Annotated in this window: 16 protein-coding genes; 13 read left to right on the top strand and 3 right to left on the bottom strand. The window is 63.3% G+C overall.

The window, feature by feature from the left end:
• Position 1 precedes the first annotated feature (1 nt).
• The 7 genes from ACOQPC_RS10030 to ACOQPC_RS10000 all read left to right on the top strand — a co-directional run bounded on the left by ACOQPC_RS10030 (position 2) and on the right by ACOQPC_RS10000 (position 8943).
• Positions 2–1006: an alpha-ketoacid dehydrogenase subunit beta gene (locus ACOQPC_RS10030; RefSeq protein ID WP_420605594.1), complete on the top strand. Its 1005-nt coding sequence runs from the start codon at positions 2–4 to the stop codon at positions 1004–1006.
• Positions 1006–2307, top strand: coding sequence for a dihydrolipoamide acetyltransferase family protein (locus tag ACOQPC_RS10025; protein WP_420605593.1), 1302 nt, complete (start codon positions 1006–1008; stop codon positions 2305–2307). The genes ACOQPC_RS10030 and ACOQPC_RS10025 overlap by 1 nt, the downstream gene beginning before the upstream one ends.
• On the top strand, positions 2300–3187 hold the full coding sequence (locus tag ACOQPC_RS10020) for a branched-chain amino acid aminotransferase (protein ID WP_420608117.1): 888 nt from the start codon (positions 2300–2302) through the stop codon (positions 3185–3187). Before ACOQPC_RS10025 ends, ACOQPC_RS10020 begins: the two co-directional genes overlap by 8 nt.
• A 3-nt stretch (positions 3188–3190) precedes the next feature.
• Positions 3191–4354: an acyl-CoA dehydrogenase family protein gene (locus ACOQPC_RS10015; RefSeq protein WP_420605592.1), complete on the top strand. Its 1164-nt coding sequence runs from the start codon at positions 3191–3193 to the stop codon at positions 4352–4354.
• Positions 4351–5955: a carboxyl transferase domain-containing protein gene (locus ACOQPC_RS10010; RefSeq protein WP_420605591.1), complete on the top strand. Its 1605-nt coding sequence runs from the start codon at positions 4351–4353 to the stop codon at positions 5953–5955. Before ACOQPC_RS10015 ends, ACOQPC_RS10010 begins: the two co-directional genes overlap by 4 nt.
• Positions 5956–6549: 594 nt before the next feature.
• Positions 6550–6963, top strand: a complete 414-nt coding sequence (locus ACOQPC_RS10005; RefSeq protein WP_420605590.1) for an endonuclease domain-containing protein — start codon at positions 6550–6552, stop codon at positions 6961–6963.
• 144 nt (positions 6964–7107) lie between these two features.
• Positions 7108–8943: an acetyl/propionyl/methylcrotonyl-CoA carboxylase subunit alpha gene (locus ACOQPC_RS10000; protein ID WP_420605589.1), complete on the top strand. Its 1836-nt coding sequence runs from the start codon at positions 7108–7110 to the stop codon at positions 8941–8943.
• A gap of 836 nt (positions 8944–9779) precedes the next feature.
• Here the strand turns inward: ACOQPC_RS10000 and ACOQPC_RS09995 are convergent.
• Together ACOQPC_RS09995 and ACOQPC_RS09990 are read right to left on the bottom strand one after the other, a co-directional pair.
• The gene (locus tag ACOQPC_RS09995) at positions 9780–10253 is read right to left on the bottom strand and encodes a vgr related protein (RefSeq protein ID WP_420605588.1); all 474 of its coding nucleotides are present in this window, start codon (positions 10251–10253) and stop codon (positions 9780–9782) included.
• 10 nt (positions 10254–10263) lie between these two features.
• On the bottom strand, positions 10264–10797 hold the full coding sequence (locus ACOQPC_RS09990; protein ID WP_420605587.1) for a copper chaperone PCu(A)C: 534 nt from the start codon (positions 10795–10797) through the stop codon (positions 10264–10266).
• A 176-nt stretch (positions 10798–10973) separates the two neighbouring features.
• Between ACOQPC_RS09990 and dnaK the strand changes: the two genes are divergently transcribed.
• Both dnaK and dnaJ read left to right on the top strand, forming a co-directional pair.
• A complete protein-coding gene (dnaK, locus tag ACOQPC_RS09985; RefSeq protein ID WP_420605586.1) occupies positions 10974–12917 on the top strand; it encodes a molecular chaperone DnaK in 1944 nt (647 codons plus the stop codon).
• A gap of 129 nt (positions 12918–13046) precedes the next feature.
• A complete protein-coding gene (dnaJ, locus tag ACOQPC_RS09980) occupies positions 13047–14177 on the top strand; it encodes a molecular chaperone DnaJ (RefSeq protein ID WP_420605585.1) in 1131 nt (376 codons plus the stop codon).
• A gap of 306 nt (positions 14178–14483) precedes the next feature.
• Here dnaJ and ACOQPC_RS09975 read toward each other — a convergent pair whose 3' ends face one another.
• Positions 14484–16823: a patatin-like protein gene (locus tag ACOQPC_RS09975; protein WP_420605584.1), complete on the bottom strand. Its 2340-nt coding sequence runs from the start codon at positions 16821–16823 to the stop codon at positions 14484–14486.
• Between the two features lie 366 nt (positions 16824–17189).
• Between ACOQPC_RS09975 and radA the strand changes: the two genes are divergently transcribed.
• From radA to ACOQPC_RS09955, 4 genes are all read left to right on the top strand, one after another.
• A complete protein-coding gene (gene radA / locus ACOQPC_RS09970) occupies positions 17190–18557 on the top strand; it encodes a DNA repair protein RadA (RefSeq protein WP_420605583.1) in 1368 nt (455 codons plus the stop codon).
• Positions 18558–18939: 382 nt separating this feature from the next.
• Entirely contained in the window at positions 18940–19470 is a 531-nt protein-coding gene (locus ACOQPC_RS09965) for a CvpA family protein (RefSeq protein WP_420605582.1), read from the top strand.
• Complete coding sequence (locus ACOQPC_RS09960) at positions 19467–19898, top strand: iron-sulfur cluster assembly scaffold protein (protein WP_420605581.1); 432 nt, start codon at positions 19467–19469, stop codon at positions 19896–19898. Before ACOQPC_RS09965 ends, ACOQPC_RS09960 begins: the two co-directional genes overlap by 4 nt.
• 26 nt (positions 19899–19924) lie before the next feature.
• The gene (locus ACOQPC_RS09955) at positions 19925–21685 is read left to right on the top strand and encodes a monovalent cation:proton antiporter-2 (CPA2) family protein (RefSeq protein ID WP_420608116.1); all 1761 of its coding nucleotides are present in this window, start codon (positions 19925–19927) and stop codon (positions 21683–21685) included.
• Positions 21686–21706: the final 21 nt, after the last annotated feature.

The raw sequence follows: 21706 nt of genomic DNA, 5'->3' as shown, positions 1-21706 counted from the left end.
GATGAATATGATCGAAGCGCTGAACTCCGCAATGGATAATCAGCTTGAATTTGATCCAAAGGCACTAATCTTCGGAGAAGATGCCGGGTATTTTGGTGGTGTATTCAGAGTAACCGCAGGCTTGCAGGAAAAATACGGGCCACGCCGCTGCTTTGATACTCCTATTGCGGAGGGTGGTATCATTGCAGTTGCCATCGGCATGGGAGCTTATGGGCTCAGGCCGATCGCCGAAATTCAGTTCGCAGATTATATTCTGCCAGCGTATGACCAACTCGTCTCTGAAGCTGCGCGTTTGCGCTATCGCTCGAGCGGAGAATTTACCGCGCCGATAACAGTTCGTTCGCCATATGGCGGGGGCATTTTTGGCGGTCAGACTCATAGTCAGTCACCTGAAGCGATCTTCGCTCATATTACTGGGTTAAAAACTGTCATTCCGTCAAATCCCTATGATGCCAAGGGGCTGTTAATTGCATCTATGGATTGTGACGATCCTGTGATTTTTCTCGAACCCAAGCGGCTTTATAACGGTCCTTTCGATGGTCGTCACGAAGAAGCCGTTGGTAACTGGAATGGACATCCAATGGCGCAAGTGCCGACCGAGCGCTATACGGTGCCATTGGGAAAAGCTGAGATCACACGCTCAGGTTCGGATGTTACAGTGCTTGCCTATGGAACGATGGTCCATGTGGCGTTGGCGGGCATCGCGGATAGCGGCATCGATGCTGAACTCATAGACCTACGTTCTATCGTTCCTCTCGACATAGACACTATTGTCCGGTCGGTTAAAAAAACTGGATATTGCGTGATATTACATGAGGCGTCTCGCTTCGGTGGGTTTGGCGCAGAACTTTCGGCATTGATCCAGGAACGATGTTTTTTTCATCTTGAGGCGCCGGTGGAGCGGGTCGCCGGTTGGGATGCCCCATATCCCCATGCGTTCGAGTGGGATTATTTCCCTGGTCCGGCAAGGTTGGCAAAGGCACTTCACAAAGTGGTGAACAGCTGATGGCACAGTATATATTTCGGCTGCCTGATGTCGGCGAGGGGATTGCTGAGGCGGAGATCGCGGCTTGGCATGTGGCTATCGGCGACGTGGTCGGGGAGGACCAGCTCGTTGCTGAACTGATGACGGACAAGGCAACCATCGAGATGGAATCGCCGGTGGCCGGGGCGGTGGTAGAATTGGCTGGCGAACCTGGTGAATCGCTTGCAATTGGGAGTCCGCTTTTCATTCTTGAAACAGAGTCAGGCAGCGAAGCACATACGACTGCCAGCGGCAATAACCATTTCGAACGGCCATCCGATGACAATCTTTGGGCAGATTCTGGTTCGGGATTCGAAGGTGTTGACGATCCAGCGGTGATTAAAAATACTGGTGTGCCGGACGAAAATTTGGCAGTTTTTGATCGCAATCAAAAGCGCGTTTTAGCCTCTCCAGCGGTACGCGCGCGGGCCCAGGGCCTTCATATTGACTTGGCGGACGTTAAATTTCGCGGAGATCGAATTCGCCACGCCGATTTGGATTCCTACCTCAAATATAAGGGCGGCTCTGGCTTCCAAGCACCAGCTGCGGTGACCCGGCCGGATGAGCAGGTTAAGATTATTGGCATGCGCCGGTCTATTGCTGACAACATGTCCGAAGCAAAACGGCATATTCCGCATTTTACATATGTCGAAGAGGTCGATGTAACCGCTGCAGAAACAGTGCGCACACAGTTGAACAGTGCGCGCGGCGCAAAACCGAAAATCACCTTTTTACCTCTGATGATAACGGCCATTTGCAAGGCGATTCCGTCCTTTCCGATGATAAACGCCCGCTATGACGATGATGCGGGAATCGTTACGCGAATTGGAACCATCGATTTGGGAATGGCCACCCAGACCAATGCTGGCCTGATGGTTCCTGTGATCCGTAGCGCTGAGCAGCGTAATATCTGGCAGTTAGCACAGGAGATTATCGAACTGGCTGACGGGGCGAGATTTGGAAACCTTCGTTCGGATCAGATGAGCGGCGGAACACTAACTCTAACGTCGCTTGGTCCACTTGGCGGAATTGCAACGACACCTATTATAAATCGTCCGGAGGTGGCCATAATCGGTCCAAACCGGATTTTTGAGCGGCCCGTACTGGATGATGATAGGCTTTATTCGGCCAAGTTGATGAATATTTCGATCAGCTGTGATCACAGGGTGATCGATGGCTGGGACGCCGCAAGCTTTATTCAATTAGTAAAAAAGTATTTAGAGAAGCCGGCTCTTCTTTTTACGTCGAATGATGAAAACGAAAGGCAACCCCGTGATGCTTAAGGACCCCACTAAAGTTGGAAAAATCTGGTTCGACGGCAAGATGGTTGATGCCGCTGACGCCAATGTCCACTTTTTAGCGCATAGCCTTCAATATGCTGGCACGGTTTTTGAAGGAGAAAGATCTTACGGGGGGCAGCTTTTCAAGCTGCGTAAACACACTGAACGTCTTTTCAGCGGCGCGGACGTTCTTGGTTTTTCCATTCCATTTTCAATGGATGTAATCGACCGAGCCTGTCAGCAGGTATTAAAAACCAATGGGCTTGTTGATGGATATGTTCGTCCGGCTGCATGGCGCGGATCAGATAAGGTCGGTCTGTCGCCGATAGGAGCGTCAGTGCATGTGGCTATCGCCGCGTGGGACTGGCCGAGCTATTTTTCGCCTGGGAAAAAAATGGAAGGTATTCGGCTTACCCATTCGCATTGGCGCCGGCCCGACCCTCAAACCGCTCCCACCCAGGCTAAGGCCTCCGGTCTTTATCAAATTTGTACAATGTCGAAGCAAATCGCTGAAGAACAAGGATTCGATGATGCACTCATGCTCGATTACCGCGGGTTGGTAGCCGAGGCCACCGGGGCAAATATCTTTTTTGTCATAAATGGCAAACTTCACACTCCGATCGCAGACTGCTTTCTGAATGGTATTACCAGGCAAACAGTAATTGATATCGCTGGCCTGCGCAATATTGAAGTCATTGAACGTAAGATAATGCCCGATGAAATCGCCACAGCAGATGAAGCGTTTCTGACAGGGACGGCTGCTGAAATAACGCCCATAGGATCAATCGGCGACATCTATCTGAAACCGGGACGGGTATGCCAGCAATTTATCTCGGACTATTCCGAACTGACGTCCGGACGCTCTGAATCGCTGAAAGTATAAGTGATGAACGATAATTTCGATTTCGGCCTGAGCGAGATGGCCGAGCAGATTCGCGAGACGGTACGCCGTTTCGCCGACGAGCAGATCGCGCCGATCGCCGCCCGGGTGGATCGCGAGGACTGGTTTCCAAAGGATGAGCTGTGGAAGGCGATGGGCGATCTCGGCCTGCACGGCATCACCGTCAGCGAGGAGGACGGCGGGCTCGGGCTCGGCTATCTCGAACATGTCATCGCGGTCGAGGAAATCAGCCGGGCCAGCGCCTCGATCGGGCTCAGCTATGGCGCGCATTCCAACCTGTGCATCAACCAGATCGCGCGCTGGGCAAGCCCCGAGCAGAAGGCGAAATATCTCCCCGGTCTGATCTCGGGCGAGCATGTCGGTAGCCTGGCGATGAGCGAAGCCAATGCCGGCTCCGACGTGGTTTCGATGAAGCTGAAAGCGGACGCGGTGCAGGGCGGCTACCTGCTGAACGGCACCAAATTCTGGATCACCAATGCGCCCTATGCCGCAACGCTGGTGGTCTATGCCAAGACCGATCCGAACGCGGGCTCAAAGGGCATCACCGCGTTCCTGATCGAGCAGGACATGGAAGGTTTCTCGATCGGCCAGAAGATCGAAAAGGTCGGCATGCGCGGCTCGCCGACCGCCGAACTGGTGTTCGACGACTGCCACGTCCCTGAAGAGAACGTCATGGGCCCGGTCGGCGGCGGCGTGGGCGTGCTGATGAGCGGGCTCGATTACGAGCGGGTGGTGCTGTCCGGCCCGCAGCTCGGCGTGATGCAGGCCTGCCTCGACACCGTCATCCCCTATGTCCGCGAGCGCGAGCAGTTCGGGAGGCCGATCGGCGCGTTCCAGCTGATGCAGGCCAAGGTCGCCGACATGTATGTCGCGCTGAACTCGGCGCGCGCCTATGTCTATGCCGTCGCGCGGGCTTGCGACAACGGCAGGACCACACGTTTCGATGCGGCCGGCGCGATCCTGCTCGCCAGCGAAAACGCCATGAAGGTGGCGCTGGAGGCGGTGCAGGCGCTGGGCGGCGCGGGCTACACCACCGATTGGCCGGTCGAGCGCTACATGCGCGATGCCAAGCTGCTCGACATCGGCGCGGGCACGAACGAAATCCGCCGCATGCTGATCGGCCGCGAACTGATCGGCGCGGGAGCATGAGCGCACCGGTGCTGACCAGCGCGATCGACCGCGATGGCGCGGCCTATGGCGCGAACGCCGCGCACAACCGCGCTCTGGTCGAGGATTTGCGCAAAGCCGTCGCCACGGCGGCCAAGGGCGGGTCCGAAGGCAGCCGTCGGCGCCATGTGGATCGCGGCAAACTGCTGCCACGCGAGCGGGTGGAACGGCTGCTCGACCCCGGCTCGCCGTTTCTGGAGATCGGCCAGCTTGCCGCGGGCGGCATGTACGGCAAGGACGATATTCCCGGCGCCGGGCTGATCGCGGGCATCGGCCGCGTTTCGGGCCGTCAGGTCATGATCGTCTGCAACGACGCAACGGTGAAGGGCGGCACCTATTATCCGATGACGGTGAAGAAGCATCTGCGCGCGCAGGAGATCGCCGAGGAAAACCGGCTCCCGTGCGTCTACCTCGTCGACAGCGGCGGCGCGAACCTGCCGCACCAGGCCGAGGTGTTTCCAGACCGCGACCATTTCGGGCGCATCTTCTTCAACCAGGCGCGGATGAGCAGCCAGGGCATCCCGCAGATCGCCTGCGTGATGGGCAGCTGCACCGCGGGCGGCGCCTATGTCCCCGCCATGGCCGACGAAAGCGTGATCGTGCGCGAACAGGGCACCATCTTCCTGGGCGGGCCTCCCTTGGTGAAGGCCGCGACCGGCGAGGTCATCAGCGCCGAGGATCTGGGCGGCGGCGACCTGCACGGGCGCAAATCCGGCGTGGTCGACCATGTCGCCGAGAACGACGGGCATGCGCTGACCATCGTGCGCGATATCGTCTCCACCCTGCCGCAGGACCGCTTGCCGGACGTCAACACGGCCGCCCCGCGCCCCCCCAAGTTCGACGCCGAAGATCTCTACGGCATCGTGCCGCGGGACGTGCGCCAGCCCTATGACGTGCACGAGATCATCGCGCGGCTGGTGGACGGCAGCGAGTTCCAGGAGTTCAAATCGCTCTACGGCGAGACGCTGGTGTGCGGTTTCGCGCATATCTGGGGCATGCCGGTCGCGATCCTGGCGAACAACGGCATCCTGTTCAGCGAAAGCGCGGTCAAGGGCGCGCATTTCATCGAGCTTGCCTGCCAGCGGCGCATCCCGCTGCTGTTCCTGCAGAATATCAGCGGCTTCATGGTCGGCGGCAAATACGAGGCGGAGGGCATCGCCAAGCACGGCGCCAAGCTCGTCACCGCGGTGGCCACCGCGAGCGTGCCCAAGGTGACCGTGCTGATCGGCGGCAGCTTCGGCGCGGGCAATTACGGCATGAGCGGCCGCGCCTACTCCCCGCGCTTCCTGTTCAGCTGGCCGAACAGCCGGATCAGCGTGATGGGCGGCGAACAGGCGGCGAGCGTGCTGGCGACGGTCCACCGCGACGCGGACGACTGGAGCGAGGAGGAAACCGAAGCGTTCAAGGCCCCGATCCGCGACAAATATGAAGAAGAGGGCAATCCCTATTACGCCACCGCCCGCGGCTGGGACGACGGCATCGTCGACCCCGCGCAGACCCGCGACGTGCTGGGCCTGGCGTTGGCGGCATGCCTGAACGCGCCGGTGCCGGAGCGGGCGCGGTTCGGCGTGTTCCGGATGTGATGATGAGGCCAATAAGGCGAGTTAGCCAACTAAGGACCAAAGACTGCGGCGCTGCTTGCTTAGCGATGTTGGCCCGCGTGACGTACTCTCGCGCATATCAGACCCTTTACGGAACTGAGAAATGTCGTGCGACTACTAAGGAGGACATACGCCATGCACTCAACGAACTTGGTTATGATATCCCAAAAAAGAGGCAAAGCCATTTTGGCCGCTCGGCAGGGCAACTGAATTTGAGGAGTGATGCATTAGTTTACTGCAATTATCGACCTGCTGCGGATGAAGCACATTGGATGGTTTGGGATTCATCGCGAAAACGACTAATCGATCCACTCAAAAAACCTTATAAGCATCCTAGGGTGCATTCATATCTCATCCTTACAAAATTGGCGAAGGGCAAGAAGCGTCAGTGATCCAGTTTAGGATAGTAGCCAACCGGAACGTGCGCCCCTCCCAAATCCTCCCCGGAACGGGGAGGGGGACCGCTCGGCGTAGCCGAGGGGTGGAGGGGCCGGGGCCTCTCCTGATGGAGCAAATGTTTCGGCCCCTCCGTCACGCCTTCGGCGCGCCACCTCCCCGTTCCGGGGAGGATTTGATTTGACCGTTTCGGGAGAGGATTTGGGGAAAGCGAAGCATCGGACCGTCGGCGCTCCCGACGAGACCATCCGGTGGGCGCGGCAACTGCGGCGCGAGATGAGCTTGCCCGAAGTGCTGCTGTGGCGGCAGCTGAAGCAGCGGCCCGGCGGGTTCAAGTTCCGCAAGCAGGTGCCCGCCCATCCCTATGTCCTCGACTTCGCCTGCCTTTCCGCGCGGCTGGCGATCGAGATCGACGGGGCGGCGCATGATCGCGGAGATCGGCCGGAGCGCGACGCGCGACGCGACGCGATGTTGGCGGCGCGCGGCTACCGGACATTGCGCATCGCGGCGCGCGATGTGCTGCGTGATCTGGAGGCGGTGGTGAAGCATATCGTGGCGCATTGCGAAGAGTGGAGCAGAGACGATGAGATATGAGCACCCCCAAATCCTCCCCGGAACGGGGAGGTGGCAGCCCGCAGGGCTGACGGAGGGGCCGGGAGGTTCGCATCCGAACGCACCGTCCCGGCCCCTCCACCACCGCTTCGCGGCGGTCCCCCTCCCCGTGCCGGGGAGGATTTGATGCTTGAATCCCTCCTCATCGCCAATCGCGGCGAGATCGCCTGCCGGATCATCCGCAGTGCGCGGAAGCTCGGTATTCGCACGGTCGCGGTCTATTCGGATGCCGACCGCAACGCGCTGCATGTGCGCTCGGCCGACGAAGCCGTGCCTATCGGCCCCTCGCCAGCCAACGAGAGCTATCTCGTCGGCGACAAGATCATCGCGGCGGCCAAGGAAAGCGGCGCGGAGGCAATCCATCCGGGCTATGGCTTCCTCTCCGAGAACGCGGATTTCGCGCAGGCCGTGCTGGACGCGGGCCTGATCTGGGTCGGGCCGAAGCCGGATTCGATCCGCAAGATGGGCCTGAAGGACGCGGCCAAGACGCTGATGGACGCGGCCGGGGTGCCGACCACGCCGGGCTATATCGGCGACAATCAGGAGGCATCTTTTCTGGCGGAGCGCGCCGCCGAGATCGGCTATCCCGTGCTGATCAAGGCGGTCGCGGGCGGCGGCGGCAAGGGGATGCGCAAGGTTGAGGCGGCAGACCAATTCAACGACTCCCTGCAGTCCGCGCAGCGCGAGGCCAAGGCGGCGTTCGCCAACGACATCGTGCTCATCGAAAAATGGGTCGAGAGCCCGCGCCATATCGAGGTGCAGGTGTTCGGCGACAGCCATGGCAACGTCGTCCACCTGTTCGAGCGCGATTGCTCGCTCCAGCGGCGGCATCAAAAGGTGATCGAGGAAGCCCCCGCACCGGGCATGGACGAGGCGACGAGAGCGGCCGTGTGCGATGCGGCGGTCCGGGCCGCGCGAGCGGTGGATTACGAGGGCGCGGGCACGATCGAGTTCATCGCCGACGGCTCCGATGGCCTGCGTAGCGATCGGATATGGTTCATGGAAATGAACACGCGGCTGCAGGTCGAGCATCCGGTGACCGAGGAGATCACCGGCGTCGATCTGGTCGAATGGCAGTTGCGCGTGGCCTCGGGCGAGCCGCTGCCGATGCGGCAGGACGAGCTCAGCATCACCGGCCACGCGATCGAGGCCCGGCTCTATGCCGAGGACCCGGCGAGCGGGTTCCTGCCGAGCACGGGGCGGCTGGAGCTGTTCGATCTGGACGACAGCGGACGGGTCGAAACGGGGGTCGAGACGGGCGCGGACATCTCGCCCTTTTACGATCCGATGATCGCCAAAATGATCGTCCATGCCGAGACCCGCGAGGAAGCACGGGCGGGGCTGCGCGACATGATCGCGGGCAGCGCGGTGTGGCCGGTCAAGAGCAATGCCGGATTTCTGGTGCGCGCGCTCGACCATCCGGACTTCGTCGCGGCCGATCTCGACACCGGGCTGATCGCGCGCGCGGGCGACGACCTGATGCCCGGCGGCGCGCCTTCCGACGAAGAACTCGGTGAGCAGGCGAACGCGCTGCTGCAGCTCACCGATATGCCGGGCTTCCGGCTCAATGCCCCGCCCAAGGCGGCCGCCTGGTTCCTGCTCGACGGTGAGCCGGTGGAGTTGCCCGTGGGCGCGAACGCGAGCGGCGAGGTCGCGGACGAACTGCTGATCGCCGAGGAAGGCCAGGTCTGGCGGCTGTCGCCCTGGCGCGTCGAAGGCTCGGGCGCAGCCACCGCCGGAGACGGCGCGATCCTCGCGCCCATGCCCGGCAAGATCATCGCGGTCGGCGTGGCCGAGGGCGACCGCGTCAAGGCGGGCGACAGGCTCGTCACGCTGGAAGCGATGAAGATGGAACACAGCCTCACCGCGCCGTTCGACGGCACCGTCACCGCGCTGAAAGCCAGCGAGGGCGCGCAGGTGCAGAAGGACGCGGCGCTGGTGGTGGTGGTCGAAAAAACTTGAAAATCAAAGAGCAATATCCTTCTCAGCACTTCGAAGATCACATAACAATCTCCTTTCCTCAAAATTTTGGCGATTATGTACCTTGCAAACCCGTTTCATTTGTTCGTCACCCCAGCGAAAGCTGGGGTCTCGCGCGGGATCGCCATGAGGCCTGAGATGCCAGCTTTCGCTGGCATGACGTACAAAGAAAGGCGGAGCTATGCCGTTCTAAGTTTCCATCCGGCAGGGTTTGCAAAGCACATAATCGCCAAAATTTTGGGTTTCAGTTTTTAAATATTTTGCCTCTGAGGGAGCGCAGTATGTTTCAAAATGTTGCAAGCTGTATGCAGTTCAATCTGAGCATAGCTATACCAAACTGGCTGCGTTTGATTGAACTGAATTATTTGTCGCATAAAATAGCTCGCTAGATGTATTTGAGCAGGTTTACTTCGTAAGTTTACGGCAGTGCGACACGCTCATCTTGTCGTGCCGCGAACGCGGCCTTTCTCGAATAACGGTGTGGGGAAGGCTGTAGGGAAGGGCGGTCGAAAAGATAATCTAATGTAGCAATTACAAACGTTTAATGGGAAAGCAGATCGGACACCCTCTCCGCCAGCTAATCTTAAGCCATTGAGATAAAGGGATAATATCCAGGGAACGGCCGCCTTTCCGCGCTATTTCGTCTTGTGTGAGCGACCGCGGAAAGCGTCAGGCGGGCGTGAAGTACGCTTCGGCCTGATCGGTCCAGCCCGGCGGCAGCCGATCCAATGCCAGTCTTCAATGATATGCTTAGCAGGTCCGCAAGCCACCGCTCGGCAGTGCAACTACCTCCCATATTATCCGCGCCAAATCCCCCGTCACTCCGCCCGAAATGGCAGCACGCCGTCATATTGCGCCAGCGGCGGGGCGCCCGGCACCGTTTGTCCCGCGCGCAGCAAAAAGATGTGTTTCACGATCTCGGCCTGCTGCTCCAGCCCATATTGCTGCAGCCGCCAGCCGGGTTTCAGGCTGTAATCATAGCGGCAGAAAAAGTGGCGTTTCAGCGGCAGGAAGATGCCGGACTGATATTGCCAGACATGCGTCATCTCGTGGATGAACAGGCCTTGGCGGTAGAGCGACGTAGCGCAGAAATCCGCGCAGAACAGATCGTCCTTGGGGTTGAACCACAGGTGCCCGTCGGGCGCCATGGTCACGCGTTTGGGCTGGAAGGGAAACCATTTGCGGTTGTGGACGCGGACCTTTCCGTAATCGATCGCGGCGCCGAATATGCCGGCGCATAGATCGCGCTCGCTCGGCGTCAGCGCGCGGCCGGAAGGATGGGGGCCGAACAAGGACGCGGGTTCAGTTGCTCGCCGTGGTCGCGGCGGGCATCGGCGCGCTGTTGGCGGCGGAGGCGCCGCCCATGTCCATGCCTTCCATGTCACCGTCATCGCCTCCGGCCCGTGCGATCGGAACCGTCACCGGAAGCCGGTCGCCATTGCCGAAGACGAAGGTGACGTCGATCTCGTTCAGCCGCCGCGCGGGCAGGTTGATGCCGTACAGCATCACATGCTTACCGCCGGGGCGGAACTCCACATCGGTGTCTGCCGGGATCGGCACGCGCAGCAGCGGCTTCATGCGAGTGATGCCGGTCCGGGGGTCGCGCACGCTTTCGTGCATCGAGGTTTGCACCGCTCCCGGGCTGAACACGTCCTCCAGCGTGGTCGCCTTCGGCCCGCCATGGATGGTGAAATAGAGCGCCGACGGATTCTTCGCGATCGGGTTCAGCTTGACCACTGGGTCACGGATATCGAGCACCGGCCCCTGGCCGCAAGATGACAGTGCGATAAGGCCGAACAGCGGGGCGGAAGCGGCGAAAAGGCGGAGGCGCGGCATGATTTCCTTTAGGGTTTGGTGCGTTTCGGGACGGTCCGATTTGTCATGGAACCTAATGCCCCCACCGTCTTGTGCCAAGCGATTTGGCACCTATATCGCCTCTCATAATCGGATTGGTTCGATGCCGTAACGGGTCGGGCCGCCAAACCACCACTGTCGACATTTCGAGGATAAAAATGGCAAAAGTAATCGGTATTGATCTGGGCACGACGAACAGCTGCGTTGCCGTAATGGACGGCGGCAAGCCCAAGGTGATCGAGAATGCGGAAGGCGCGCGCACCACGCCGTCGATCGTGGCGTTCGCCAAGGACAACGAGCGCCTGATCGGCCAGCCGGCCAAGCGCCAGGCGGTCACCAACCCGGACAAGACGCTGTTCGCGATCAAGCGCCTGATCGGCCGCCGGTTCGACGATCCCACGACCAAGAAAGATATGGAACTCGTCCCCTACAACATCGTCAAGGGTCAGAACGGCGACGCCTGGGTCGAGGCGGGCGGCGAGAAGTACAGCCCTTCCCAGATTTCCGCCTTCATCCTGCAAAAGATGAAGGAAACCGCCGAAAGCTATCTCGGCGAGACGGTGACGCAGGCCGTCATCACGGTCCCGGCCTATTTCAACGACGCCCAGCGCCAGGCGACCAAGGACGCCGGCAAGATCGCCGGGCTCGAGGTGCTGCGCATCATCAACGAGCCGACCGCGGCCGCGCTCGCTTACGGGCTCGACAAGGAAGACAACAAGACCATCGCGGTCTATGACCTTGGCGGCGGCACGTTCGACATCTCGATCCTGGAAGTCGGCGACGGCGTGTTCGAGGTGAAGTCGACCAACGGCGATACCTTTTTGGGCGGCGAGGATTTCGATTCCAAGGTCGTCGAATATCTCGCCGACGAGTTCAAAAAGGCCGAAGGCATCGATCTGCGCGGCGACAAGCTGGCGCTGCAGCGGCTCAAGGAGGCCGCCGAAAAGGCGAAGATCGAGCTGAGCTCGGCGCAGACGACCGAGGTCAACCTGCCGTTCATCACCGCCGATCAGAACGGGCCGAAGCATCTGGTAAAAACGATCACCCGCGCGGACCTCGAAAAGATGGTCGAGGAACTGATCCAGCGCACGCTCGATCCGTGTAAGAAGGCGCTGAAGGATGCCGGTGTCGAAAAGAGCGCCATCGACGAAATCGTGATGGTCGGCGGCATGACCCGCATGCCCAAGGTGCGCAAGGTGGTCGAGGATTTCTTCGGCAAGGAATCGCACACCGGCGTGAACCCGGACGAAGTCGTCGCCATGGGCGCGGCGATCCAGGCGGGCGTGCTGCAGGGCGACGTCAAGGACGTGCTGCTGCTCGACGTGACGCCGCTGTCGCTCGGCATCGAGACGCTGGGCGGTGTGTTCACCCGCATGATCGACCGCAATACCACGATCCCGACCAAGAAGAGCCAGACCTATTCCACCGCCGACGACAACCAGAACGCGGTGACGATCCGGGTCTTCCAGGGCGAGCGCGAGATGGCGGCCGACAACAAGCTGCTAGGCCAGTTCGATCTGGTCGGTATCCCGCCCGCGCCGCGCGGCGTGCCGCAGATCGAGGTGACGTTCGACATCGACGCCAACGGCATCGTCAACGTCTCGGCCAAGGACAAGGGCACCGGCAAGGAGCAGCAGATCAAGATCCAGGCATCGGGCGGCCTGTCTGATTCGGACATTGACCAGATGGTCCAGGATGCGGAAAAGTTCGCCGACGAGGACAAGCAGCGCCGCGAGGAGGCCGAGGCGAAGAACAACGCCGAGAGCCTGGTGCATTCGACCGAGAAGCAGCTCGAGGAGCATGGCGACAAGGTCGAGGCATCCCTCAAGACCGAGATCGAGGCCGCGCTGGCCGAGACAAAAACGGCGATCGAGGGCGGCGATCCCGAGGCGATGAAGACCAAGTCCGAAGCGCTGGCGCAGGCCGCGATGAAGATGGGTCAGGCGATCTACGAGCAGCAGCAGGCCGAGGGCGGCAGCGACGCCGGAGCGGGCGCTGCCACAGGCGATGTCGCGGGCGGCCCCGGATCGGGGTCCGGGGCAGGCGACGAGGATGTCGTCGATGCGGAATTCTCCGAGGTCGACGAAGATACCAAGGGGTAAAATCCCTTCCCCCTCTCCCCTCCAGGGGAGAGGGCCGGGGAGAGGGGAAGGAGAGATGGCCAGCGATCGTTTCGATCGGAACGCACGGTCCCTCTCCCAACCTTCTCCCCTGAAGGGGAGAGGGCTATCATGACCACCACCGTCGATTATTACGAGCAGCTCGGCGTGTCGAAAAGCGCTGACGGCGCAACCATCAAATCCGCCTATCGCAGGCTCGCCATGGAACATCATCCCGACCGCAATCCGGGCGATGCACAGGCCGAAACGCGGTTCAAGGCGTGCGGCGAGGCCTATGAGTGCCTCAAGGATCCGCAAAAGCGCGCGGCCTATGACCGCTATGGCCATGAGGCCTATATCAACGCGGCGCAGGGCGGCGGACGCGGCGGCGCGGGCGCGCAGGGCTTTGGCGATTTCGCCGATATCTTCGAGAGCATGTTCGGCGATGCCTTTGCGGGCGGCGGGCGACAGCGGCGCGGGCCTGCGCGCGGCGCGGACCTGCGCTACGATATCGAGATCAGCCTCGAGGAAGCCTATCACGGCAAGCAGAGCGACGTCGCGATCGAGGTTTCCGAACATTGCGGCGATTGCGCGGGATCGGGCGCCGCGCCCGGCACCGAGCTGCGCGCCTGCAATCTGTGCGGCGGCCACGGCAAGGTGCGCGCGCAACAAGGCTTTTTCGTGGTCGAGCGGACCTGCCCCAATTGCCAAGGGCGCGGCCAGGTGATCGAAAGCCCGTGCAAGAGCTGCCGGGGCGAGGGGAGGGTGGACGTTTCCAAACAGCTCGACGTCACGATCCCGCCGGGCGTCGACAACGGCACGCGCATCCGCCTGTCGGGCAAGGGCGAGGCCGGCCCGAACGGCGCGGCGCATGGCGATCTCTACATCTTCGTCCATGTCCGCGAGCACGCCATCTTCAGCCGCGAGGGTACGACCCTGTTCGCACGTGTGCCGGTCAGCTTCACCACGGCTTCTCTGGGCGGATCGATCGAACTGCCCGGGCTGGACGGAGAGGAGCACAGCATCCGTATTCCGGACGGCATCCAGTCGGGCAAGCAATTGCGCAAACGCGGCGCGGGGATGCCGGTGCTGCAGGGCCGGGGCTTCGGCGACTTGGTGGTCGAGATCGCGGTCGAGACGCCGACCAGGCTGTCCGCGCGTCAGAAAGACATCCTGCGTGAGTTCCGCGAGACCGAGACCGGCGACGAATGCCCCGAAGCCCAGGGTTTCTTCGGCAAGATCAGGACGATGTTCGCGGAGTGAGTTTTTTACCCTTAGGCGCGAAGAAATAGGTGTTGTATCGATTGCAAGCCCGTCATTATAATCGTCAAAGAAAAAACCGTCATCCCGGACATGGGCATCCATCAAAGTATTACTTTGATGGGATCCGCTTGATCCGGGATCCAGGGTCCGGCGGCTGTGTCATATCGCCTTGGATTCCGGGTCAAGCCCGGAATGACGTTCGATTTTTTGGGGTCGAAGCACTGTCTTCGACGACTAGCGCTGCGGCCCTCCACCACTGATTTTGTCGGCCGTCCCCCCCCCCCCCCCCCCCCGGACGAGGGGGATTTACGAAATCCCCTCGATCTCGTTCCGCAGCTGTTCGATCAGCGGCCGCACGCGCTCCAGCCGCTCCTCCTCCTCACCCAATACAGCCATGAACGCACGTTTCTTGAACATGACCACCTCATCCGCGTCCGGCCGATCCGCCACCGGCACCGAGGACAGCACGATGTCGATCAGGCGCTCGGCGCTGTCCAGCCGTCCCCACAGATAGTCGTTTTCGCGATAGGCGCGGCTGAAAAAGGCGCCGAATAGATTGAACTCGATGCCCTTCAGCTTGGCCAGCGTGCCACCTTCACGCAGCGTCAGGGCGTCGTCCGGCGCGATCCGATCGACCTTGATCGGATCGAATTCGCCCAGCCCCTCGCCCTCGAGCAGCGGCAGCGTGGCGATGTCGAGCAGGGGGAAGCCGAGATAGGCGAGCAGCATGGTGCGCCGCGCCTCGGGCGGTAGCTGCTCCAGCCCCTTGATAAACAGTGTTTCCACCTGCTCGTCGGTCTTCGCCAGGTCCCGCCGCGTGGCGATCTCGTCGAGCAGCCGCGCCGGATTCTTGTCCGCCTCCTTGGCGACCTCGCCAAAATCCTCGCCCAGGAAATCGGCGGTCTCGCGCTCCAGATAAAGCGCCAGACCCTCGAAGATCGCGCTCTCCATCGCCTCAAGCTCGTCGCGTCCAATCAGCCGCGCCATCTCCACCTCTTCGCTGAAATGGCGCGCGAGATAGCGCATCCGGCGCACGCGAAAGCGCAGGTCGTGGTCGCGGAAGAAGGCGATCGCGTCCGGGTTGGCGCTCATCCCCTTGGCGTCGGCCATATGACCGAGACCGCGCGCGTCGAGTTCGCGCTGCAATGCGGCGCGCACATCGGAGAAGAAGCCTGGGTCCTTGTCCGGACAGGTGCGCTTCAGCGTCCCGACGATATTGTCGATAATGCCGCTGAGCTTCAGATAGCCATAGGCGGCATAGCTGTATCCGGCGGCATTGGCGGCCTTCTGCTGGGCTCGGTCGCGCCAGCTGGCGAGGCGGCGCGGGGTGGGGCGCGAGAGCAGAAAGGTGCGTCCGAACATCGCTTCGACCGAGCGTTCGGTCTCCGCGCGCAGATTGCGGGTGATCGCCCGCATCCGCTCGATCCGTTCAGAGCGGCGCTCGATCGCTTCCAGGCTGTCGCGCACCGGCTGCTCGCGCGGGATGCTCGAGCTTGCCCCGAGGATGGTGGTGAACCAGCCCGGCACGCGCGACTGCCGTTCTTCCGGCGTTTGCGCGGTGCGCCGGAAATTGACGATCGGTACGTCGGGGATCGGATCGATATAGACGAACCGCCGGTCGACCTCGCGCCGGGCGGGGCGGTTGCGCAGCGCGCCCGCGGCCTGAGCGAACGGGGCGTTGGCGAGCACCGAGCCGTCGATCAGCGGTGTGTCCTCGGCGCGGCCCGCGGCGAACTGCTTGGGCAATATGCGCTCGAGAAACGCGTCGCGGCCGGGCCAGCCGAGGCCGCGCTCTTCCAGCACGTCGTCGAGTTCGCGCACGGTGAACGGCGGGAAGGCGCCGGGAAAGCTGGCGGTGGCGCGCGCTGCGAAGATCAGCTCGGCGGACGGCCCCAGACTGCGGTCGCGCCCCTTGCGGCTGTTGAAACCGATGGTCAGGCGATGCTCGGTCTCGGTTACCTCGTCCGGACTGTTGATCTTGAGCTGCTCGCGATGCCCGTAGAAATCGGTCACGGTCACGAACAGGTCGAGCGGCTGGCTGAGCGGCAGCAGGCGCGGACCCGCCGGAGCGGCGCCCATCGCCTCGCAGGCGTCGAACAGCAACCGCGTGAACTCGTGCCCGCCGAAGGGCGGGGCGAACCAGCGCGCGCGCACGAAGCGCGAGAGCTTGTCGGCGATCTCGGCGCGGGCTTCGGCGGACACGGTTTTCTCGATCGCCACCGCCTTCTTGCGCAGCAGCGCCCAGGCGAGCGGCTCGGCCCAGATCTTGCTGAAACGGTTCACCGGCCGCGCGTCCTGCGACAGCAGCCGGTCGACGTCCGCGACTTCGAGCCACATGTCGGTGAGCGGATCGAGCGAGCGTCCGGTGACGATCGCCTCGGCGAAGAAGATGCCGTTGATTCCGCCCGCACTGGACCCGGCGACGATGTCGCACATCACGCGCAGCCGCAGCGCGGCCTTGTCCTCGATCACCTTCAGCAGATCGAGATAGACGTGCTCGATCCCATCGACCTCTTCGCTGCCGTCGATATGCGCCCGGCTGGCGCGTAGCAGCCGCCAGACCTCCTTCAGACTGCCGTGCATATAGACGGCCAGGCTGACGCCGCCATAGCAGATGAGGGCCAGCCGGAGTTCCTTCTCGCGCATGGCGGCGGCTTAGGCAATGCGGGGAAGGGGGGCAACCGTGGAGGGGGGATGACGACAACTGAAAATTGGTTGCGTATAGGGTTTCAGTTTGAATTCGCAGGACCTTCTCCCGCCCGGGGCGGGAGAAGGATACGCAGTCTTGCTCCGTGAGGAGCTAGACGCAATTGGATGAGGGTGGGCGGCGCGTCAGCGCCATCGACGGGTCGGCGCTGCCGGGGCGGCCCTCACCGCTGCGACTAGGTCGCCGCTTCCCGCCGACCAAGTCTCCCTCTCCCGCAAGCGGGAGAGGGATGGCTTCGATCAGAGACACTATCCGGCCGCAACAAACGCTGGCGTTCCCGATCCGTTCTGGCTACCACCACCGCCATGGCCAAACCGAAGAAACACTATGTCTGCAACGCCTGCGGCTCGGTCAGCCCGCGATGGCAGGGGCAGTGTCCGGACTGCAAGGAATGGAACAGCCTGGTCGAGGATGCCGGCGAGACGGTGTTCGCGCAAAAACATGATCTGCATCGCGGGGGGCGGCGGGTCGAGCTGTCGCCGCTCGACAGCGACGTGCCGCTGCCGCCGCGCCGATCGACCGGGATCGCCGAGTTCGATCTGGCGCTGGGCGGCGGGATCGTGACGGGGTCGGCGATCTTGCTGGGCGGCGATCCGGGGATCGGAAAGTCGACGCTGCTGCTGCAGGCCGCGGCCAAGCTGGCGCACGAAGGGCTTTCGGTGGCATATATCTCGGGTGAGGAAGCGTCCGATCAGGTGCGGTTGCGGGCACGTCGGCTGGGGCTTGGCAAGGCGCCGGTGATGCTCGCCGCGGCTACCTCGGTGCGCGATATCCTGACCACGCTCGGGGGGGGCGAGCCGCCCGCGCTGCTGATCATCGATTCGATCCAGACGATGCATTCGGACCTGATCGAGGGCGCGCCCGGCACGGTCAGCCAGGTCCGCGCCAGCGCGCAGGAGCTGATCCGCTTCGCCAAGACGCGCGGCACCGCGCTGTTCCTGGTCGGCCATGTCACCAAGGACGGCAGCATCGCCGGGCCGCGCGTCTTGGAACATATGGTCGACTGCGTGCTGAGCTTCGAGGGCGAGCGCAGCCACCAGTACCGCATCCTGCGCGCGATCAAGAACCGCTTCGGCGGCACCGACGAGATCGGCGTGTTCGCGATGGCGGAGGAGGGGCTGAGCGAGGTCGCCAACCCCTCGGCGCTGTTCCTGACCGACCGCAGCGAGGCGCTCACCGGCGCGACCGTCTTTCCCGCGCTGGAGGGCACGCGTCCGGTGCTGGTCGAGATCCAGGCGCTGACGGTGCGATTGTCCTCCGGCGCTACGCCGCGGCGCTCGGTGGTCGGCTGGGACGGCGGGCGGCTGGCGATGATCCTGGCGGTGCTGGAGGCGCGCTGCGGCCTCAGCTTTTCCACCGCCGAGGTGTATCTCAACGTCGCCGGGGGTTACCGCGTTTCCGACCCGGCGGCCGATCTGGCGGTGGCGGCGGCGCTCGTCTCCGCGCTGTCCGAGCGGCCGCTGCCCGGCGGCGCGGTGCTGTTCGGCGAGGTGTCGCTGTCGGGCGAAATCCGCCCCGTGGCGCACGGCGCGCTGCGGCTGCGCGAAGCGGCCAAGCTGGGGTTCGGCCAGGCGCTGGTGCCCGCCTCGCTCAAGGAGAAGGGCGACGGGCTGAAGCTGACTGGCTTCGCCACGCTGGGCAGGCTGGTGGAGCATATGCTGGGGGGCGAATGAGCGGCCGCTTTACCCTCTCCCGCTTGCGGAAGAGGAGCGAGACTTGGCGGCTTGCTGCCTAGTCGCAGCGGTGAGGGCACCCCACAAACTCGTTTGTGGGGACCCGGGGTGAGGGCACCCCACAAACTCGTTTGTGGGGACCCGGGGTGAGGGCACCGCACACACTCGTTTGTGGGGACCCGGGTGAGGGCTGTTGCGCAGAAAGTTGCTCCGTCGCTGGCGCTGTCGCGCCACCCACCCTCATCCCCCCGCTTCCGCGGGGGCAGGCAACTTCGCCCCGGATTAAATCGGGGGCTGCGTATCCTTCTTCCGCCCGGGCGGGAGAAGGTAGATATATCGCACCCGCTTCCCCCGCCCCCGAAAATCGCCTAACCCGCCGCCCATGACGGCATTCGACATCATCGTCCTCGTCCTGCTCGGCGGCGGCGCCATTCTGGGGTTCGTGCGCGGGTTCGTGCAGGAGGTGCTCTCGCTGATCGCCTGGGCCATGATCGTACTCGCGGTGCGCTTCCTGCACGCACCGCTGACCGCGTTTCTGACCGAGCCGATCGGGACCGAGGCCGGCGCCGCGACCTTGGCTTTCGTCGCCATCGTGATCGTCATCTACGCCGGCGGCAAGGCGATCGCGCGGTGGACCGGTTCGCATATGCGAAAGAGCGTGCTGGGGCCGGTCGACCGCGTGCTCGGCTTCGGTTTCGGCGCGGTGAAGGGGCTGATCCTGGCGGCGCTCTTGTTCCTGTTCATCATGTTCCTGTTCGAGGCGATGATGGGTGCAGGCGCGAAGCGGCCCGATTGGCTCACCGGGTCGCGCACCTATCCGCTGATGAACGCGGCCGCGCAGGGCTTGAGCGATTTCCTGCCGCGCCCGGACGCGCCTTCCGGGGGAGAAACGGCGGCGGAAGAGCGTTCGTGAGCGCGGCGACGCTCTATAATCGCGACATCCTGCGGCTCGCCGCTTCGCTGGAGGATGGCGAGCCGCTCGCGCCGCCCGCCGGCCATGCCGAGCGCCGCTCGCCGACCTGCGGGAGCCGGGTGACGCTGTGGGTGACACGCGGCGCGGATGGGCGGATCGCCCAGATCAGCGCCGATATCGCCTCCTGCGCGCTCGGCCAGGCCTCGGCCGCGATCCTGCTGCGCGCGGCCGAGGGACGGCAAGCCGGCGCGATCGCCGAGGCGAGACAGGCGATGGCGGCCTATCTGTCGGGTGCGGGCGGGGAGCCCCCGTTCGCCGATGCCACCCTGTTCGGCCCGGCCCGCGATTATCCGGCGCGCCACCCGGCGATCCTGCTGCCCTATGACGCGCTGCTGGCCGCGCTCGCCGATGGGGAGGACGCGGCGTGAACGAGCAGCATGTGGCGACTGATGCGATGCTGAACGGCGTGTTCCTGCTAGGCGCCGCGCTCGTCTTCGTGCTGCTGTTCCGCCGGCTGGGGCTGGGCGCGGTGCTCGGCTATCTGGTCGGCGGCATGCTGATCGGGCCGCAGGCGCTGGGGCTGGTCGGCGATCCCGATCTGATCCTGAGCTTCGCCGAGATCGGCATCATCCTGCTGCTGTTCCTGGTCGGGCTGGAGCTGTCGCCGAGCCGGCTGTGGCGCATGCGGCGCGACATCTTCGTCCTGGGATCGGCGCAGGTCGTCTTGTGCGGGCTCGCCCTGTTCGGGCTGATCCTCTGGATCATGGGCTTCACCTGGCAGGCGGCGCTGGTGATCGGCCTGCCGCTGGGGCTGAGTTCCACCGCGCAGGTGTTGCCGCTGCTGCAATCGCAAGGCCGGCTCAAGACCGAATTCGGGAGCAAGAGCTTCTCGATCCTGCTGTTCCAGGATCTGTCGATCGTGCCGCTCCTCACCATCGTCGCCGCGCTTTCGCGCGCGCCGGCGGAGGCGGGCACGCCGCAGGGCCTGCAACTGGTGCTGAACGCGGGCATCGGTATCGCCGCGCTCGTCCTGGCGGGCAAGTTCGTGCTGAACCCGGTGCTCGCGCTGGTCGGCCGCGTGTCCGAGCGCGAGCTGTTCGTGGTCGCCGGGCTGTTCGCGGTCTGCGCCAGCGCCGCGCTGATGGAATGGCTCGGCCTGTCGCCCGCGCTGGGCGCGTTCGTCGCCGGCGTGATGCTGGCCGAATCGCCTTATCGGCACGAGCTGGAGGCGGACGTCGATCCGTTCCGCTCGATCCTGCTCGGCCTGTTCTTCCTCGCGGTCGGCATGATGCTCGATCTGTCGGTGGTCGCGGCCAATCCGCTGCTGATCATCGGGCTCGCGGCGATGCTGGTGGCGGTGAAGGCGGCGGTGATCTTCGGCCTTGCGCGCCTGTTCGGCCTCGCCAACGCGCCCGCCTTCATCATGGCGCTGCTCTTGAGCCAGGGCGGCGAGTTCGGTTTCGTGCTGTTCAGCGAGGCGGAGCGCGCGCTGCTGATCGATCCGGCCGCCTCCAGCCTGTTCGGCGCGGTGGTCACGCTGTCGATGGCGACGACGCCGTTCCTGATGCTGATCGCGCGGCGGTTGGCCAAGCGCCGGACCACGAACGAGAGCAAGCTCGACGATCCGGAAAGCTCGCCGGTCACCTCGGTCATCGTCGTCGGCCATGGCCGCTTCGGCCAGACCGCCTCGCAGATCGTCCAGGCGGCGGGGCGCGAGGTGACGCTGATCGATATCGAGCCCGATCAGATCGACCTGTCGGGCGAGTTCGGGCGCAAGGTGTTCTACGGCGACGGCACGCGCGTCGATCTGCTGCGGCGCGCCGGCGCGGCCGAGGCGAGCGCGATCCTGTTCTGCATGGACGACCGCGATTTCGACGCCGACGCGCTGGTGCCGATCCGGGAGACCTTTCCCAAGACGAAGCTGTTCGTGCGCGCGTTCGACCGGCGCCAGTCGCTGGCGCTGCAGCCGAGCGGCGTGACGATCCGGCGCGAGGTGCTCGAAAGCTCGATCTGCCTGGCGCGCGACGCGCTGGAAGCGATGGACTGCGACGCGGCCAAGATCGACCGCGTGATCGAAGAATATCGTCGCCGCGATCTCGAGCGCATGCGTGTCCAGCGCGAAAGCGGCGATCTGCACGCGGGATCGAACCTCAGCTTCGGCGGCGAGGATTCGGACGATTTCGATCCGCGGGCGGAGGGGTCGGACACTGGCTGAATTCCGACCCTGGGATCATAA

The organism is Novosphingopyxis sp. (assembly GCF_965218915.1).
Lineage (GTDB): Bacteria > Pseudomonadota > Alphaproteobacteria > Sphingomonadales > Sphingomonadaceae > Novosphingopyxis.
The sequence above is the reverse complement of the archived record's forward strand: the minus strand, read 5'-3'. Positions and strand labels throughout refer to the sequence as shown.